Source organism: Eisenibacter elegans DSM 3317, assembly GCF_000430505.1.
Lineage (GTDB): Bacteria > Bacteroidota > Bacteroidia > Cytophagales > Microscillaceae > Eisenibacter > Eisenibacter elegans.
Genome location: NZ_AUMD01000020.1, coordinates 1 through 14521, shown reverse-complemented (window position 1 = coordinate 14521; position 14521 = coordinate 1). Strand labels below are relative to the sequence as shown.

Annotated in this window: 13 protein-coding genes; 9 read left to right on the top strand and 4 right to left on the bottom strand. The window is 49.6% G+C overall.

Going from position 1 to position 14521, the window contains the following annotated elements:
* Nucleotides 1-76 precede the first annotated feature (76 nt).
* Nucleotides 77-2497, bottom strand: a complete 2421-nt coding sequence (locus G499_RS0107715; RefSeq protein WP_026999470.1) for a TonB-dependent receptor — start codon at nucleotides 2495-2497, stop codon at nucleotides 77-79.
* A gap of 166 nt (nucleotides 2498-2663) precedes the next feature.
* Nucleotides 2664-3251, bottom strand: coding sequence for a hypothetical protein (locus G499_RS0107710; protein WP_211231599.1), 588 nt, complete (start codon nucleotides 3249-3251; stop codon nucleotides 2664-2666).
* Between the two features lie 422 nt (nucleotides 3252-3673).
* Between G499_RS0107710 and G499_RS0107705 the strand changes: the two genes are divergently transcribed.
* Nucleotides 3674-4045, top strand: a complete 372-nt coding sequence (locus G499_RS0107705) for a carboxypeptidase-like regulatory domain-containing protein (RefSeq protein ID WP_026999468.1) — start codon at nucleotides 3674-3676, stop codon at nucleotides 4043-4045.
* A 238-nt stretch (nucleotides 4046-4283) separates the two neighbouring features.
* Nucleotides 4284-5264: a helix-turn-helix domain-containing protein gene (locus tag G499_RS0107700; RefSeq protein WP_245576695.1), complete on the top strand. Its 981-nt coding sequence runs from the start codon at nucleotides 4284-4286 to the stop codon at nucleotides 5262-5264.
* Nucleotides 5265-5341: 77 nt separating this feature from the next.
* On the opposite strand, the gene pdxH is transcribed toward G499_RS0107700, so the two are convergent.
* The gene (gene pdxH / locus G499_RS0107695; protein WP_026999466.1) at nucleotides 5342-5995 is read right to left on the bottom strand and encodes a pyridoxamine 5'-phosphate oxidase; all 654 of its coding nucleotides are present in this window, start codon (nucleotides 5993-5995) and stop codon (nucleotides 5342-5344) included.
* A 588-nt stretch (nucleotides 5996-6583) separates the two neighbouring features.
* Here pdxH and G499_RS0107690 point away from each other — a divergent pair.
* The 4 genes from G499_RS0107690 to G499_RS0107680 all read left to right on the top strand — a co-directional run bounded on the left by G499_RS0107690 (nucleotide 6584) and on the right by G499_RS0107680 (nucleotide 10865).
* The gene (locus G499_RS0107690; RefSeq protein ID WP_026999465.1) at nucleotides 6584-7696 is read left to right on the top strand and encodes a fatty acid desaturase family protein; all 1113 of its coding nucleotides are present in this window, start codon (nucleotides 6584-6586) and stop codon (nucleotides 7694-7696) included.
* Nucleotides 7697-7993: 297 nt separating this feature from the next.
* Entirely contained in the window at nucleotides 7994-8158 is a 165-nt protein-coding gene (locus tag G499_RS21995) for a C1orf53 family protein (RefSeq protein WP_161627716.1), read from the top strand.
* A gap of 253 nt (nucleotides 8159-8411) precedes the next feature.
* Nucleotides 8412-10226 (top strand): acyl-CoA dehydrogenase, encoded by a 1815-nt coding sequence (locus tag G499_RS0107685; RefSeq protein WP_026999464.1) that lies wholly within the window; start codon nucleotides 8412-8414, stop codon nucleotides 10224-10226.
* Between the two features lie 153 nt (nucleotides 10227-10379).
* Nucleotides 10380-10865 (top strand): methylated-DNA--[protein]-cysteine S-methyltransferase, encoded by a 486-nt coding sequence (locus tag G499_RS0107680; protein WP_026999463.1) that lies wholly within the window; start codon nucleotides 10380-10382, stop codon nucleotides 10863-10865.
* Between the two features lie 46 nt (nucleotides 10866-10911).
* On the opposite strand, the gene aroB is transcribed toward G499_RS0107680, so the two are convergent.
* Nucleotides 10912-11985 carry a 3-dehydroquinate synthase gene (gene aroB / locus G499_RS0107675; protein WP_081413723.1) on the bottom strand — a complete coding sequence of 358 codons (1074 nt, stop codon included), beginning with the start codon at nucleotides 11983-11985 and terminating at the stop codon, nucleotides 10912-10914.
* A gap of 321 nt (nucleotides 11986-12306) precedes the next feature.
* Here aroB and G499_RS0107670 point away from each other — a divergent pair, with 321 nt between their 5' ends.
* From G499_RS0107670 to G499_RS21990, 3 genes are all read left to right on the top strand, one after another.
* The gene (locus G499_RS0107670) at nucleotides 12307-13404 is read left to right on the top strand and encodes a Glu/Leu/Phe/Val dehydrogenase dimerization domain-containing protein (protein WP_026999461.1); all 1098 of its coding nucleotides are present in this window, start codon (nucleotides 12307-12309) and stop codon (nucleotides 13402-13404) included.
* A 336-nt stretch (nucleotides 13405-13740) separates the two neighbouring features.
* Entirely contained in the window at nucleotides 13741-14070 is a 330-nt protein-coding gene (locus tag G499_RS0107665; RefSeq protein ID WP_026999460.1) for a single-stranded DNA-binding protein, read from the top strand.
* A 72-nt stretch (nucleotides 14071-14142) separates the two neighbouring features.
* Nucleotides 14143-14388 (top strand): hypothetical protein, encoded by a 246-nt coding sequence (locus G499_RS21990; RefSeq protein WP_161627715.1) that lies wholly within the window; start codon nucleotides 14143-14145, stop codon nucleotides 14386-14388.
* Nucleotides 14389-14521: the final 133 nt, after the last annotated feature.

Below are 14521 nucleotides of genomic sequence, written 5' to 3'. Positions count from 1 at the left end.
ATCCGTTACCAACAGGATGTTTTTGATAACCCTCCAAGGGCTTTGAGCCCTTGGAAGGTTGACTGACGGCAAAACCTCAAAAACCCGCCCTGAGCGAGAGAATAAAATTGCGCCCCGGGGCTACCAATCCAGAGCTATAGGGGCGGTAGCGTTGGTCGCTGAGGTTTTCGATACCGGCGCTGACGCTCAATTGGGGGCTGAGCGCATACATAGCCTTGAAGTTGAGCGTATACCAAGCAGGCGAGAAGGGGTTGCCCTCTGCATCGCGGGCGTAGATGGCCGGCTTTTGGCGCTCCTCTACATTGAGGTTGGCAAAACTCACCTCGGCACTATACACCGCGTAGAGCTGTAAGCGCAGCTTGTCGGTATGGTACGAGAGCGTCGTCATCCCAAAGGCCGGGGCAGCGTGTCGGGAGCGACTCAGCTCCCCACTGTCCATCTCCTCCTCCCCCCGCTGATAGTTGTAGCGCGAGGACAGGCCGAAGCCCGACGGCAGCCGCAGCTCCAACCCCGCGCTAAAGCCGTAGACCGAGCCATAGGCCGCATTTTGGATGGCCAGCACACGTCTGCGTTCCCCTCCAAAGTTAATGCTGTCTTGCCCCCCTACACCAAAAGGCCGACGCACCATCGCCCCGTCGAGGTATGTGTAGAAGCCCGTCAGGTCGAGCTTGAGCACCTCCCCCCAGATTTTGGCAATGTTCAGCTCCGCATTGTAGGCATACTCAGGGCTGAGATCAGGGTTGGGCACTACCACCTCTCCAGCGGCGATGTCGAATATCTTGCCGATGTCGTCTACGTTGGGTGCCCGAAAGCCTGTCCCTAGGTTGGCGCTGAGTTTCCAAGTCTCATCCGGCATATACACCAGGCCTAGGCTGCCCGTGAGGGCGGCGTTTTGCAGGCTACTGCGGCTGAAGTCGAAAGGGAAGAAGCTCAGGTGGCGCTCAAAGTTCGACTGTACATCAAAGGCGTTGTAGCGCGCTCCGGCCTGCACCAAAAACCGCTCCGAAGGTTGCCATTGGTAGTTGAGGTAGGCCGCATAGCTGCTCCAGTTGGAGTTGGGGTAGCGGTCGGGGGTAGGGATGGGCGTATTGTTGCGGATGTCTATCGCCGAGCCTTCGGAGCGTACCTCGTTCTGCACGTACTCCAAACCGTAGTAGAGGTGATGCTGGGCGCGGCTGCGTTCAAAATCGAGGTTGAGCGAGTAGGCATTGACCCGCTCTAGCTGTGTGCGCAGCCGGAAGCGCTGCCCTCCCGAAAAGTTGCGGTCTATACGGCTTTCCTCAAAATACTGCTGCGCGAGCCGCAGCGTAGCGCGGTCGTAGAGGCGGTTGTTGGCCGTATGGCTTACACTCAAGAGGTTCATCATCCAGATTTGCGGGCCATAGTTCCACACCGCCGAGCGAGGCAAGCCATTGGGCAGCAGCTCTATCAGGCGGTCGTAGCGGGAGTACTCAGAGGTTTCGGAATAGTGAAAACCATACTCAAAATCCCAAGACCCGTTGGGGCGAAAGCGCAGCTTTTGCATTACATTGGTCTGTGAGTAACCGGTCGGAGTCTGCACCAAGGGGTTCGGATTGGCCACCACCCTGTCCACACTGTCTATCCGCTGCACAAAAAAGGGCTTCAGATACTCCTCCGGCCCGTGTCTACCCATCCGCAAGTCCCCAAAGCGGTTGTGGCTGATGCTTGTGAGCAGCGCCCACTTCTGCCAGCCGATATTGACATCAAAATGGCCGCTCAGCTCGTTGTTGGCCGAAGCGTAGCGGCTGACAGCGCCGCCCCTAATCAAGGGCTCGTCGCTGAGCGACAACTGCGGCCTGAGGGTCTGAAAACTCATCACGCCCCCGATGGCGTCGCTGCCGTAGATTACTGCCCCCGGGCCAAAGAAAACCTCTGTACTCTCGATGGCAAAAGGGTCTAGCGAAATCACCTGCTGTAAGTTGCCCGACCGGAAGATGGCCGAGTTCATCCGCACCCCGTCTACGGCATAGAGCAGGCGATTGGCCGAAAAACCCCGAATCATCGGGCTGCCCCCGCCCTGTTGGCTCTTCTGCACAAATACCTCGCCCGAGCTGCCCAACATGTCGGCAGCCGTTTGGGGGTTGAAGAGCGCCACCTGCTCCCGGGAAATGGTCGCGATGCGGGAGGGAACCGTCTGCGCCGTCTGTGTCCAGCGGGTGGCTGACACTACCACCTCGTCAAACTGTGTGGGCGCAGGCACCAGCGCCAGTCGCAGGTCTCCGGCGGCCAACTCCTCGTAGCTCAAGGTTTGGCTTCGGAAGCCCAAGCGCTGCACAACCACCCTCTCGGCACCTGCAAAAGCCGAAAGCGCTACTTCGCCCCGGCTATTGCTCACCGCAAAGGCCTTGGGGCGCTCACTACGCAAGGTTACGGACTCAAGCCCTTCTCCCGTGCTTTGGTCTATGATGGTGATGGTTTGGGACTGGGCAATAGCCACCAAGCCCAACCAAAACCAGAGGAATATACATTTTTTCATCCTGATTTTGCTTAGTAAATAAGAAGACAATTTTACAAACTGCATAATCTTGTGCTACAGGTATTTATCCGAACACAAGTGCTTGGTTTGTCATCAATAAAACTTTGACTTAGGTCGCTGTTGTATAAGGCGTTTTGGTGCTAGCGCCCGCATCCTTTGCGGTTAACTATGTTTCCACAACAAGGGGGCAAAATAAGCACCATAACGACGAAAGTGAATAATATTCAGTGTTGCAGCCTCCATACTCCGGCGGCGGCGAAGGCGGCGGATGAAGCAACACCCCGGCACCTAGCCCACAGCACCCACCCGGCGGCAGGTTCTGCCCATACACCACAAAACAAAAACGCTGCTGTGGCGCACAGTAGAGGGTTTCAAAAAAATCAAAAAAACGTGCTTGTGCAGCCCGCCGCTCCGGGTCTTGGCGGAGCGCTTGGCCTACCAAGGCCTGCAGTTGGCGGTTGAGCTGCGTCTCCTCCCTATCCCACCAAAGCCAGTAGTAAGCCGTATCGCCGTGGATGGCGGTCTCTACAATATCATACATCTCCCCCCGATACTCAAACTCGCCAGCGTGCTTCCAGCGGAGCTGTGTGCGTGCCTCCTCGGGCGTAAACTTGAGCAAGACCAAGGCCTCACGCTCCACCCCCGCAATCAGCTGCCACTTGAGCGCCTTGCGCACCTGCCGCTTGTGCACATACAATAGCCCATAGGTACTCGCCGGCGGGGCGAGAAAGCAACACAAAAGCCATATACTCAAAAAAGCACGTCTCAAGGCAATACAGGGCTAGCACCGCAACAAAGATACAACTCCGCTAAACAAAGCTAGCCACACCCACCAATAAAAAAAGTATTGCAAATTCAGGTACCCCAACCTTATAGCCAAAAACCAGCAATATGGACAAAACCGACCAAGGGTACTTTTGCGCCAATTGTTAGAAAACCGTTACCGATTTCCGAAATTATGATGATGAAGCCTTGTTGAGGTTTTTTGCACAGCACAAAGGAAAAAACTTTGTGGAAGTTTTAGGCCAGATTAAATTAACCGCAATTTGCTGACTCCTGTAGCGACAAAGAATAGCTCATTACCCCGACTATTATTGGACTCTTGGCTAAGTTTTTGGTGAGCTACCGGAGCCTTACTGTTAAGCCCTAAAGCAGCAAGCAGCACAAGGTCAGCAAGTGGTATACGACCAAGGAAGTAAAAAACAAGAAGAAAGCCAATGCAAGGTTTACGAACAAAATCTGATGACACCAAAGGATGTGCCCGTGTTCATCTATGGAACTGTCGTAGATGAGAAGTATGAACCTATACCGAGCGTTACAATATTTATTCAAGGTACAAATCGTGGCACGGCTACCGATATCAATGGGAAATTCGCATTTCAAGTACCAAAAGAATTTCATAACACCCGTATCAAGCTAGTAGCGAGAGGTATCGCATTATCTGACCAAATCAAGCCTGTTTCCATAAAAAACAAGTCCTTGTTTATAAAACAGATTATGATGATGTTTGATAGTTTTACAGGAGACATTGTGATTATTAGGCGTTGACACGCACTTTTCCAATTCAAACCCTACAGTTAAAACTGTAGGCTAGGTCTCATTTACCCCAAAATAAGCCTCGGCCTGTCTCGAAGCTGGAGCTTCGAGCTACTTTTCCAAAAATGTCCTGTGGTGCGACAAACCCCCTAAACGACTACGCTCTTCATTTTGAACACAAACGACTTCATTTTGGACACATCCGGCGCTTTTATTCCCGCCACCTTTGTACTTCACAATTAAATTTAAAATGATGAAGTACAAAATCTTAGGAAACACAGGCTTGAAAGTTTCAACGCTTTGCTTGGGTACAATGAACTTTGGCGGAAAAGGGTTTTTCGGCTATATGGGAACGCTCGACCAAAAGGAGCTACACACATTTCTTGGCTTGTCGAGCCCTTTGAATCCTTTGATTACCATCATTGACCACGCACAAATGAAAATCTTGCATCAAACTCAAAAATTACTATTTGAGTTTTACAATGCGACCATCAAAAAGAACTTCAAAGGGGTACTGAAATACGGGAAAACAAATTATGATTTTGACGAAGGAACGATGTCTTTTCTTGCCCCCGGCCAAATTATCAGCATAGACAAGGAGGAGATGAACAAAAGTGTAGGTTGGTCGCTCATATTTCATCCCGACTTGATTCGGCAATATCCATTGAGTAAGACAATCAAAAATTATGGCTTCTTTTCGTATGCAGCAAACGAAGCGCTGCATCTTTCGGAGGAAGAAGAAAAAACAATAGAAACGTTGGTACAAAACATCCAAAAAGAAATCAGTTCAAGAATAGATAATTTCAGCCAAGATGTCATTGTATCGAATATCGAGTTGCTCCTGAGTTATTGCAATCGCTTTTATAACAGGCAGTTTATCACTCGGAAAATGGCAAGCAATGACCTGCTCATAAATTTTGAAAGCATCTTGGGGCATCATTTTGCCAATAATTCAGATTTGACATTGCCAACTGTCGAAAAATTAGCCAGCGAGCTGAGTGTTTCGTCTGCTTATTTAAGTGATATGTTGCGCAATATTACAGGAAGAAACACCCAACAGCATATCCACGAAAAACTGATTGAAAAAGCCAAAGAGATTTTAACTACTACGGGTTTGACTGTCAGCGAAATAGCCTACCAATTAGGCTTTGAATACCCACAGTCTTTTAGCAAGTTATTTAAAAACAAAACCGGCCTGACACCATTGGAGTTTCGGGCTTCGTTTAGTTAAGGAAATCCTCAGGCCACTGGATATTTTTCAAACCCTGTAGGCTAAGTCTCATTTTACCTCCAAATGAGCCTCAGCGCTTAGGGTGCAAGCAGTTGTTTTTGCCATTGCCCCTGAGCATCAATTGTATAGAGGACGCGGTCGTGTAAGCGGCTGCTACGGCCTTGCCAAAACTCTATACGGGTAGGTTTGACTTGGTATCCCCCCCAAAAATCAGGTTTAGGAATCAGGTCTTCGGCGGCAAACTGGGCTTGCATCTCGGCAAAGTTCTGCTCCAAAAACTTCCGCCCCGGGATATGCCGGCTTTGTGGCGAAGCCCAAGCACCTAGCTGACTCTCACGTGGGCGGCTTTGGAAGTAGGCCGTGGCGGTGGCCTCGTCTAGCAAGGTTGCCGTACCTTCAATACGCACTTGGCGCTCCAATTCGAGCCAGAGGAAGGTCAGGGCTACGGCAGGGTTATGGCTGAGCTGCACCCCTTTGTCGCTTTGCGTATTGGTATAAAACACAAACTGATGCGCTTCGATGCCCTTGAGCAACACCACACGGGCGCTGGGTGTGCCGTTGGGGCGAACGGTGGAGAGCGTCATAGCGTTAGGCTCTGGTACTTCGGCCTGAAGCGCCTCTTGCATCCAAAGGTCAAACTGTTGGAGCGGGTCGGCAGCCGCATCATCAATAGAAAAAGTGCGCAGACTATAATCGCGGCGCAGTTGGGCGAGTTGGGCAGCAGTTTGCATAGTTGCTATAGTAAATTGGTAAATAGTTAAGCAAATGTAATGCTTATTGAGCAGACATACAAAACCCAAGTCCGCAGCACCCCTCAGGAGCTAGGTAGCGCGCTTTGAGCTTTGTACAAATAGTATATTTTTTGGCAAAATACGGCCTTATCTGTAAGGATGTTTGGATATTTTGTAGATGGAGAAGTATATTCATTTGCTCCACTTGCAAGAATAGTATAAATTATCTACCTTGCCTGAGTAATGTCGCTCTTTATCAATAAGGCTTGATAAATTGGCTCAAAATAGCTTCGTATTAGTAACACACATACATCCAAAGCCCAAACTGTGCAGGCTTTGCAAAAGGCACAAAATACTTAACCATAACTATTTACAAATAATCGCCACTACATATTGCCTTTGAGCAGCAAAAATGCCCGGCGGTTGACTCCCCCCCTAACAGTCATTCTTTCTAACTAAGCAAACTCACTTGCTAGGGCTCTCCCAAGCCTTTGCCCAACATCACAATGCTGTGTTGGTCTATGCCCTCAGAAGAACCTCCACCAATACCCCTACCCCACCCCTTGTTTTATTATTTCAAAAACTTTAATGATGAAAGCTGAAAGCACCCTAAATCGGCCCAAAAACCAACAACTCAGGTTTTCTAACAAACAGAAATCTGATTTTTTCCCAACCCTGCGTCAGCGTGTAGAAGATTATTTCAAAGACAATCAATACAAAAAACAAGCTGACTACAGGATGTTCGTAAAGACTATTGTGATGCTGTCTTTATATGCCGTCCCTTATTTCTTGATTCTAAGCGGCTGGTTCAGCCCTTGGCAAATGCTTGGCTTGACCCTGCTGATGGGTGTGGGCATGGCAGGCGTAGGCATGTCGATTATGCACGATGCCCTCCACGGCACCTACTCCTCCAAAGGCTGGGTAAACCGCCTGCTAGGCAGCAGCCTCTACCTCCTTGGAGGAAATGTGTTCTGCTGGAAAACCCAACACAATGTCCTACACCATACCTTCACCAATGTGTTTGAAGTAGATGAGGACATCGATACCAAATGGATTCTGCGCTTATCGCCCGAAGCCCCACTCAAAAAATACCACCGCTTCCAGTATATCTATGCCTTCCCCTTGTATTCTTTGATGACCTTTTCTTTCTTGGTGAAAGATTTCATCAAGGTTTTCCAATACCATCAAAAAGACTTTAAAGTAAAGGTGAAATCAGACTTCTACAAAGACCTATCCGTCTTGATCCTGACCAAGGTGTTGTACATCACCTTTGCCCTTGTATTGCCTTATTATGTATTGGGCATCGCCTGGTGGCAAGTATTGTTGGGCTTCTTGGTCGTACACATGACTGCGGGGCTGATTCTGAGCGTTATCTTCCAACTTGCCCACGTAGTAGAGGGTACAACCTATCCTGTACCCGATGAGACCGGCAGCCTAGAAAACACCTGGGCCGTTCACCAGCTGTATACTACGTCCAACTTTGCACGCAACAACCAACTGCTGTCTTGGTATATCGGAGGGCTGAATTTTCAGGTAGAGCATCACCTCTTCCCCCATGTATGCCATATCCACTACAAACCTATCTCCGAAATAGTCCGACAGACTGCCGCCGAATTTGAACTACCATATTACGAGCAAAAGACCTTCGGGCAGGCCATCAACTCTCATATCAGGATGTTGAAGCAGCTCGGAAGAGCCTAAATGATTGTTTGAAAATCTCCCAGCGCCTATAACACTTCAGCTAGGGAGGCTTGCACGGATGTACGAATGGAACTAAAATTCGTGCATCCGTGGCCGTTTTTGGGATACCTCGCCTCTGCCCAACCAAAGTACGCTCACTGAAAACCATAACACCATCCGTGCACCTGTGGCCGTTTTTTTCGTCTAAGTACAGCCCAAACAAACCCTTGCCCGACTTATTTTGTTTACCCAAAAATAGGCGCTTCCAATGGAGAGGCCGCCGTCAGAAAACCTCATACCCCCACGCCCTATCTGGATATGCCACGCCACTTAGTAGAAGGAGAAGATTATTATGTCGAAAACGGACTGTATGTCTTCACCGCCAAATACCACCTCAAACGCGGTTACTGTTGCAAAAACGGATGCCGACATTGCCCCTATGGCAACTCCCCGGCCAATACCCGCCGAAATCGAAAGCCTTGAAAAGCTATTTAGGCCATTTGGCCAAACTTTTAAAGCTAAAAACCGTTGTATGATAGTATCATAAAAAGTTTTTATGGTACTTTTTTAGGAAAAAATAGTATGCACGCATAATAATTGCATCAAAAACTTGTACGAGCTTTTCAAAAGCTGTATTTTTACCTTATGAATATGTGAATAGATTATTGTACTCAATCGACCATTCACCATAGAAAGTATCGACAATAGCGTTTAAAACAAGTTACTCTTTAAAATTATGGCAAAACAAAATATCAGCAAGCGCAACCTTCAGTTTATGATGAAGGAAGTCTTCAACGCAGCCGAAGTAACCAGCCATCCTCGCTTTGAGCATATTGATGCCGAAGCCATCGACATGATTTTAGAAAGCACGGAGCAAATCGCCGACAATGTGGCTGCTCCTATTGCCGTAGAGATGGATCACGTTCAGGCCGAGCTTGAAAACGACAAAGTAACCGTACACGCCAAAGTACACGAATATACCCGCCTGATGGGCGAATCAGGCCTTATCGGCGTGTTTGCCCCCCTCGAAATGGGTGGCTCACAACTGCCCGTAACGGTCAATACCGCCTCAGGTTTGATTATGAGCGCAGCCAACAACGCCCTGACTATGTTCAGCGGCTTGACCAGCGGCGCAGCTAACCTTATTGTATCATTTGGCAACAAAGAACTACAAGATACCTACCTGCCCAAGATGTTTAGCGGTGAGTGGCAAGGTACAATGTGTTTGACCGAGCCTCAGGCCGGTAGCTCTCTACACTATATCACCTCTGTAGCAACACCTACAGGTGAGCCGGGCAAATACAAAATCAAAGGTCAAAAAATCTATATCTCTGCCGGCGATTATGAAGGTGTAGAAAACGTAGTACACCTATACCTAGCCAAAATCGAAGGCGGCCCCGCCGGAGCCAAAGGTATCTCACTATTTGTAGTCCCTAAATACCGCCCCGAAAATGGTCAGCTGGTAGACAATGACGTAAAAACTGCCGGTATCTTCCACAAAATGGGGCAGAGAGGTACTCCCGCCCTACACATTCAAGTAGGCGACGAAGATAACTGCTACGGCTGGCTAGTAGGTGAAGAACACAGAGGTCTGCCACAAATGTTCCAGATGATGAACGAAGCCCGCATCGGAGTAGGCGTTACTGGTGCTGCCATCGCCTCAGCTGCTTATTATGAGGCTTTGCAATATGCACACGAGCGCCCACAAGGTCAGCGCCTCGACATCAAAGGCCAAGACCCAAACGCCCCCCAAACACTGATCATCAACCACGCCGACGTGAAGCGTATGCTGCTTTTCCAAAAAGCCATCGTCGAAGGTTCTATCAGCTTGATTCTACAAGGAGCCAAATATGCTGACTACGAGCTGACCACCGAAGGCGAAGAGAAAGAGCGCTACCAACTCCTACTTGACTTCCTAACGCCAGTCATCAAAACTTTCCCCACAGAGTTTGGCGTGGAGTCTGTCAGCTCTAGTATGCAGGTGTTTGGTGGTGGTGGTTACTGCACCGACTTCCCGCTGGAGCGCCTATACCGCGATATCCGCATCACGACTATCTACGAAGGCACTACCGGCATCCAGTCGCTCGCCCTACTAGGCCGTAACATCACCATGAAAAACGGTAAAGCCGCAATGGCCTTCTTCCAAGAAGTAACTAAGGACATCCAAGCAGCCAAAACCCACAACGAGCTGAAGCCTTTTGCAGAGCAACTAGAAAAATCTGCTCAAGAGCTCCAAAAAGTTACGCAACACCTCGTAGGCTTTGCGATGAAAGGCCAAGTAGAGCTATTCTTGAAAGATGCCACACTTTATATGGAGCTTTTCGGACTCGTAACCGTAGGCTGGCAGTGGCTCAAGCAAGGTACAGTAGCCAAAGAAGCGCTCGTAACCAAGAACCCTCAAGGCGACGACTTGCACTTCTATGAGAGCAAAATCCACACGATGAAATACTACTTTGCATATGTGTTGCCTCGCACCAAAGGGCTTATCGACCCCTTGATGAATGCCGAAGCGCTTACCGTCGATGCCGCCCAGCAAGCATTGATTATGTAAGTTCAACCATCTGAATAAAACGAGCCACCTCAAATCTTTGGGGTGGCTTTTGTATTTTTGTGTGTGTACGTAAATACCTGTGTGGACACAGCCACGGGCGGAGAAAACTTTGCATCTTGGTATCAATTTACGCCGAAAAACAAGTACAACACAATGGAACAACTGCATATCTCTACTCCGCTTGGCTGGATGCTGGCTCAGGCTGATGATACAAGCCTCTTAGCCCTTAGATTTGACGAGCCCCAAACGCCACCATTAGCGCCGCATACAGTTTCAAACCCTGTGTTGCAGCTATTGGCACAGGAGCTGGAAGCTTATTTTGCCCACCGGCTTACGCGCTTTACCGTGCCGCTGGCAGGAGGAGAAGGTACTCCGCTACAAATCCGTGTATGGGGCGCACTTCAAGAAATTCCCTATGGGCAAACCTGTACCTATGCCGAGCTAGCCGCCGCCCTAGGCAAGCCCAAGGCTGTACGCCCGGTGGCCGCTGCCAACGGACAAAACCCTTGGTTGGTGATTGTCCCCTGCCATCGTGTAATCGGTAGCCAAGGTCAACTCATTGGTTATGCCGGCGAGCTTTGGCGCAAAGAATACCTCCTCCATCTCGAACAAGGAGGCATACAGACACAGCTGTTTTGACCCAGCACTGCGGGAGCAAAAGACGCAGCCCCCACCCGGAGCATACTTATTTGCCCAAAGCTACATAAGCCTCTAGCGCCTGCTGGGCTTCTTCTATCGTCAGCGGCTGGTCATAGATGGCCTTGCCGATACCATCGAGCAAGGTGGCCATAATCGTTTGGCGGCTGTTTTTCTTGTCGTGGAGCATCAGCGGGAGCGCCTGGCGGATACCCTCTTCGCTGAGCTGCTGGGATGGATACCAGCAACGAAGCGCCTGATCGACTTGCCCAAAAGCCTCCTCAGACAGCAGACCGCGCTGTTTGGAAACAAACCCTTCGGCCCACATCCCAATCGCGACGGCCTCGCCGTGGAGCAATGGCTGCGGGCTGTGTAGCGCCTGCGTTTCGAGCGCGTGGCCTATGGTATGCCCAAAGTTGAGTATCTTGCGCAGGCCTTGTTCGCGGGGGTCTTGGGCCACTACTTCGGCCTTGATACGCACCGAGTGAGCAATCAATTCCATCCAAGGGAGTGTGCCGAGCTCGGTGTGGGCTTGAAGTCGCTCCCAGGCAGCCGCATCTGCAATCAGGCAGTGTTTGATGATTTCGGCAAAACCCGAACGCAGCTCGTTGGCCGGCAGGGTTTTCAAAAATAATGGACTCACCAATACCGCCTCCGGGTGGGCAAACAAACCAATATGGTTTTTGAGGCCATCGAAATCGATGCCTAGCTTACCACCCACACTCGCATCTACCTGAGAGAGCAAGGTCGTAGGCATTTGTACAAAAGCAATACCACGCTTGTAAGTCGCTGCACAAAATCCGCCCATATCGCCCAATACCCCACCGCCTAGGTTGAGCAACAACGCCCGTCGGTCGGCTTTGGCGGCAGTGAGGCGCTGCCAAATGTACTGGCAGGTGTCTAGGGTTTTGTGAAGCTCTCCGGCCTGCACACTAATAAGCTGATGATCAGCAGGCAATATCTCGCGCAAAAACGGATAACAGTGCGTCGCCGTATGGGTATCTACCAATACAAAACAGCGCGAATATGCCGCCCAATCGAAGGCTTGGCAAAGCACCGTGAGGTCTTCGTGAAGATATACAGGCCGCCCATCGGCGGAGATAGTCAGTAAGTTATTTGCCATAAGCACATTTGTAAAAAAACCATAAAAAAACACTCCCTCCATACCCCTCTACACACTAGGGTTGCGCCCCTGACGGGCAGCAAAAATCGTAAATAAAGCCAAGACCTGCAAACGCCGTAGGTTAGGTATCCTATCAGGCCGATAGAACAAAGATTATATGCTTTGGCAAATAAAATTTGGAATATAATTTTTTTTACAAAAAATAGCACTATTCTAAAACCAAGGCGGTATCTTTGCAATTGGTTTCGTCTGAAAGAGGCAAGACAACTTGCAGGGCGAAACAAAGAGTTGTAAGTTTATTTTTCAAAGCATCAATCGCCCATGCAAACCGTTGTGAAAGAACAGCAAGCCCTTTCAATATTCGACCAAGCGGCTCAATATGAGCACGAGCAAGTCGTATTCTGCCACGACAAGGCCACCGGCCTGCGTGCCATCATTGCCATCCACGACACAACCCTAGGACCCGCAGCCGGAGGCACCCGTATGTGGACTTATGCCCAGGAGGCCGACGCACTGCACGATGTGCTGCGCCTCTCTCGTGGAATGACTTTCAAGAACGCTGTAGCCGGCCTCAACCTCGGCGGAGGCAAGGCCGTAATCCTTGGCGACGCACGCAAAGACAAGTCGGAGTTCCTCTTCCGTGCCTTTGGAAAATATGTAGACAGCCTTGGCGGGCGCTACATCACTGCCGAAGATGTGGGCATCAACACCCGAGACATCGAACACATTGCCACACAAACCCAACACGTATCGGGCAAGCCCGAAATGATGGGTGGCGGCGGAGACCCCTCTCCCATAACCGCCTACGGCGTGTACATGGGCATGAAAGCCTCTGCCAAAAAAGTGTATGGTAACGAAAGCCTCAATGGTAAGCGCATCGTAGTACAAGGTGCCGGACATGTAGGCAGCTACCTAGTAGACTTGCTGGCCAAAGAAAATGCCAATATCTACATAGCCGACATCTACGAAGACCGACTCCAAGCCATTGCGGCCAAACACAAGGTAACCGTTATCGCACCAGACGCTGTGTATGACCAACCTATGGACATCTACGCCCCCTGCGCCCTTGGTGCAACCATCAACGACGACAGCCTAGAGCGCCTCAGCTGCGCCATCATCAGCGGAGCAGCCAACAACCAACTCCAAGACGAGCGCACCCACGCCGACAAATGCCGCCAAAAAGGCATCCTCTATGCCCCCGACTTCCTAATCAACTCCGGCGGCATCATCAATGTCTATTACGAAATCATACAGCAATACAACCGTGAGCGCGCTATGCAACACACCGAGCAGATCTATGACATCACAACAAAGCTGTACCAAACTGCCGAGGCCGAAAGCATCAACACCCACGAGGCTGCCCTACGCCTAGCCCTACAGCGTATCGAGCAGATGAAAAACCTCAAGCGCCTCTACTAGAGCGCTACTTGAGCATATTGTACACCACACACAAACCCCAAGCCCCTGTAAGAACACCCTTACAGGGGCTTGATTTTTTGACCCTCCCCCACCACGTCTTTGGCGCGGGGAAGGCTGGTTGGCGGTAGCTTGCAGACAAGCCGCAAGGCTACACTGTAGGGCTAGCGCCCGTATCCTTCGCACTCTCGTGCTCGGATGTCCCTTAGCCGCGTACGCCAGCATAGCTCAGTGAGACATGATATATAATTGGCAAATCAAATCGGCGTTAAACCTTGAGCCAAGATAAAAAGCTGCCTAATAGTTAGATATTTCATAAGCTATATGTATCGTTGATTGATGAAAGGGCTCAACAAAGTAATGCTAATAGGAAATCTAGGGAAAGATCCTGAGATACAAACCTTGGAGGGTGGCTACGCCATCGCCAAGTTTTCACTGGCTACTAGTGAAAGCTACAGAGACAAAAACGGAGTACTCCAAACAGAAACCGAATGGCACAATATCATCGCCTGGCGCGGACTGGCTGAAGTGGCTGCAAAATATCTCAAAAAAGGTAGTACCATCTATATAGAAGGAAAACTCAAAACCCGTAGCTATGAAGACAACAATGGAGTGAAAAAATACGTAACTGAAGTAATCGCAGACAAACTACTGATGCTGAAAGATTGACAAAAGACAAGATTTGGTTTGTTATTTATTAATCTATTGTGTATAATTACACAGTTAAACAAGAATTTTACCGTGAGCATTCAGATTTTCCCACTTTTATACAAAAACGAGGGCAAGAAGATAGGTATCCGTACTTATCCTGATGCTACATTGAAGGCAAGGCGTGGAGAACTCAAATACAGCAAAACCATCGTACTTGGTATCTACCCTACGACAAAGTCGTATTCGCCCAACTCAAAACTCAGTTTCAAGACCTGTAAGTCTTACAAGGCAACGCCCCTAAGCGGACTGAACCCACGGTTCAACAAACCGACATAGCACGTCGCTCGGAGCCAGTCATTGTACCAACAACGGCTACCGAAACCTACACAGACCTGCGTATAGTTGCATATGAAGATAGAGGCTGGCTCGTGAATTGTGATTATAAAACAGGGCAAAAAATCAAGACCAA

Excerpts from the sequence above, each read along its gene's own strand:
- G499_RS0107715 (WP_026999470.1), bottom strand. The coding sequence starts at position 2,497 with ATGAAAAAATGTATATTCCTCTGGTTTTGGTTGGGCTTGGTGGCTATT.
- G499_RS21995 (WP_161627716.1), top strand. The coding sequence starts at position 7,994 with ATGCCACGCCACTTAGTAGAAGGAGAAGATTATTATGTCGAAAACGGA.
- G499_RS0107690 (WP_026999465.1), top strand. The coding sequence starts at position 6,584 with ATGATGAAAGCTGAAAGCACCCTAAATCGGCCCAAAAACCAACAACTC.
- G499_RS0107670 (WP_026999461.1), top strand. The coding sequence starts at position 12,307 with ATGCAAACCGTTGTGAAAGAACAGCAAGCCCTTTCAATATTCGACCAA.
- G499_RS0107700 (WP_245576695.1), top strand. The coding sequence starts at position 4,284 with ATGATGAAGTACAAAATCTTAGGAAACACAGGCTTGAAAGTTTCAACG.
- aroB (WP_081413723.1), bottom strand. The coding sequence starts at position 11,985 with ATGGCAAATAACTTACTGACTATCTCCGCCGATGGGCGGCCTGTATAT.
- G499_RS0107665 (WP_026999460.1), top strand. The coding sequence starts at position 13,741 with ATGAAAGGGCTCAACAAAGTAATGCTAATAGGAAATCTAGGGAAAGAT.
- pdxH (WP_026999466.1), bottom strand. The coding sequence starts at position 5,995 with ATGCAAACTGCTGCCCAACTCGCCCAACTGCGCCGCGATTATAGTCTG.
- G499_RS0107680 (WP_026999463.1), top strand. The coding sequence starts at position 10,380 with ATGGAACAACTGCATATCTCTACTCCGCTTGGCTGGATGCTGGCTCAG.
- G499_RS0107685 (WP_026999464.1), top strand. The coding sequence starts at position 8,412 with ATGGCAAAACAAAATATCAGCAAGCGCAACCTTCAGTTTATGATGAAG.